At 64.0% G+C, this 2,726-nt stretch carries 3 protein-coding genes; 1 reads left to right on the forward strand and 2 read right to left on the reverse strand.

Annotated elements, in window-relative coordinates; genetic code table 11:
• Window positions 1-118: 118 nt before the first annotated feature.
• Complete coding sequence (locus tag ACTHQX_RS21610; RefSeq protein WP_440159289.1) at window positions 119-1,078, reverse strand: endonuclease domain-containing protein; 960 nt, start codon at window positions 1,076-1,078, stop codon at window positions 119-121.
• 159 nt (window positions 1,079-1,237) lie between these two features.
• The gene (locus tag ACTHQX_RS21615) at window positions 1,238-1,774 is read right to left on the reverse strand and encodes a DUF2306 domain-containing protein (RefSeq protein ID WP_440159291.1); all 537 of its coding nucleotides are present in this window, start codon (window positions 1,772-1,774) and stop codon (window positions 1,238-1,240) included.
• A 98-nt stretch (window positions 1,775-1,872) separates the two neighbouring features.
• On the opposite strand from ACTHQX_RS21615, the gene ACTHQX_RS21620 reads away from it, so the two are divergent.
• Window positions 1,873-2,496, forward strand: coding sequence for a MerR family transcriptional regulator (locus ACTHQX_RS21620; protein WP_440159292.1), 624 nt, complete (start codon window positions 1,873-1,875; stop codon window positions 2,494-2,496).
• The last annotated feature ends 230 nt before the right edge of the window (window positions 2,497-2,726 follow it).

Genomic DNA, 2,726 nt, shown 5'->3' on the forward strand with positions numbered 1-2,726 from the left:
GCACAAGCCCTCGAGCAAATTCTGGAAGAATCAGCAGCTTAGGACGCGTGTTGCAACGACCGCTGGAATCCGCCCCCATCCCTTCCTCACCTTTCGCCGCCCCAAACCCATCCATTCCTCAGTCGGCATCGGCGAAGCCCGACGCCTGAGGATGATCCAGCCGACTCCTGCGCATTCCCCGTCTGATCAGGCGGATGGCACGCTCGAAGCCGTCCGCCAAATCCTTCTTGCCAAACACAACAACGGTCCACCCGGCTGCCTCGAAGGCTTTGTCACGCCGCCTATCGCTGAAGACTTGGGGCTCGAGAAGGTGGTGGTCGCCGTCGTACTGTATGGCCAGCTTCCGGTGCCTGTACCCGAGATCGGCAGTCGGCCCGATGGTCTTGTCCTCTCGCAGCGGCACCTGCAGCTGAGGCTCCGGAAGGCCTGCGTCCTCCATCGCGAGGCGGAGTAGTGACTCAGGCGCAGAATCCGCCCCGACGCGCATTCGCTCGATCGCGGCGCGCGCCCGGACCACTCCCTGAAGATTCGGATGGCGGCCCACGAGGGACCGCAATCCCTCCAGCGTGTCGAACGGCTCGGTGCGGTCTTCGAATTCCGCTCTCGGGACGCGAATCAGTTCATCGCCCATGCAGACCAGTTCACTCTCCGACAGCCGTCTCGCCATATCAAGCCAGGTGCGGGACCTGCTGCTGATACGGATGCCGTCGGCGAATTCGATCTCGCCCTCCAATGCCAGCACGCTGTGACCGATCACCCCTCTTCGCCGCACTTCCGGCAGGGAATGGGGTTTGCTCAGATGAAGCTCGGTCGAGTCCGCCAGCCAGGGCGGCAGAATTTGGCTTCGGATGCGAGCCGCTGTGACATGCGAGATCCAGGCGCCCGGCGATGCCGCAGAAAGTGCCCGTGCCGCGGCCTCTAGCTCGAAGCTCCAGGTCGTCGGACGGTACAGTTCACGACTTACGTGCGCGACGTCGGCCCGGCGCAGTCTGTTGGGTGGAACACCTGAGGCTTTCGCGGATCCCAAGGTGAATGGGGCAGACACCAGGCTGGCAGGAAGATCGGTTCGTGTTTGCATACGGCATTGTTGCTCGAAACAGACCGGCCCTGCAGAAGTTATCCACAGGCTCGAGTATGCGCCAGCCACATCTGAGGAGGCGTTTGGGCTGAAGCGACGAGACGTGAAGAAGCGTCCGTGCTGAAGCGACGAAAGGTGAGGAAGCGTTGGGGGCGGGGACTACTGAGGACTCGTCGCGGTCCCTGCTGGGGACGCCGCCGCCGGGAGCTGGTCAGCCGGGCGCCCTGCGCCCTGGATGCGACGGCCCTCGCCGCGCCGAAGCGAAATGAAGACGACGGCGACGCTGAGCGCCACCAGCGCGGCAACGTACAGGGCCGTCGGCAGATCCTCGGCCAGGAGGCGCGGAATAGTACGACCTGGCACAGAGACTGCGAAGCCGAACGCCACAGCGATGCCGATGTAGCTGCCGATCATGTTTCCCCTATGCGCGGGTATGTTCCGGCGAACGGCACTGACCAGCCCAAGGGTGACCGTCACGATGGTGAACGCGGAGAGCCCGTGAAGCCAGCTGAAGTGCCCGTTACTGACGATCCAGAAACTGCTGAGGCAGACGTAGTACATGGCCGCGACCCACAGGTGTCCCATGGTCCGGTGGATACGGTCCCGGCGGCGGCGAAGGATCTGGAGCGGGCCAATGGCAAGGACAAAAAGGGCGGCAATAACGTGGCTGGCAAGCAGTACATTCCAAGGCTCCATGCGTCTAGGATAGGAGCACTATCCAGTGGTGTAAATCAAGATAGCCAGCGCGGCAGCAGCTATCCAAGAGGCTCCCGTCCGCCGAGGAAGGAGCAAACATGCAGCTGAAGGAACTCAGCGAGCGGACGGGAGTCTCCCCCGCCAGCATCAAGTTCTACCTCCGCGAGGGGCTGCTGCCCGCGGGCCGATCGGTCCACGCCACCCGGGCGGAGTATGCGGAACTCCACGTGAGCCGGCTGGAACTCATCCAGGCGCTGCGGCGCGTGGTCGGACTGAATATCGCCCAGATCGGTTCCCTGCTCAGGATGGCCGACGACGGCGTCCCCCGCCTTGAGCTCTTGGCCGCAGTCCAGCGCACGGTGCTGGGCCTCGACGCGGTGGGCACCGAGCATGGCGACATGCAGTCGTTGGCGGGAGACGCCGTCGTCCGTTTCCGGAACTGGCCGGACGTGCCGAGCGACGCCAGAAACTCGCTCAATGCCCACTTGGCCCTGATGGAAAGTCTCGGCGTGCAGGTGCCCGACACCTTGCTCGACGCCTACAGCCAAGCGGTGGACGCCATTGCCACGGTGGACATATCGGCCACCATGGCGCCGGACGACGTCAATGAGCTGATCATGACTGCGGCTGTCGGCATGCACTTGCACGGCCAACTGGTCCTGAAGCTGCTGGCCCTTGCCCAGGCGAGCCACGCGATTCGGCGCTACACAAAGGACGCTTAAGCAGCGATGCTCCCCCACCGAAAGGTGAGGGAGCATCGCATGAAAACCTGCAGGAGGTGAGGACGCGTCCGGTTGGAACCTGCAGGACCTGAGGACGCGTCCGGTCAAAACCTGCAGGACCTGAGGACGCGTCCGGTCGAAACCTGCAGGACCTGAGGACGCGTCCGGGGGCGGGGTTTAGCGGTCGAGGTCGCCGCGGATGAAGGCCTCGACCTTTTCGCGGGCGAGGT

This window comes from Arthrobacter sp. SAFR-023, from assembly GCF_051965295.1.
Lineage (GTDB): Bacteria > Actinomycetota > Actinomycetes > Actinomycetales > Micrococcaceae > Arthrobacter.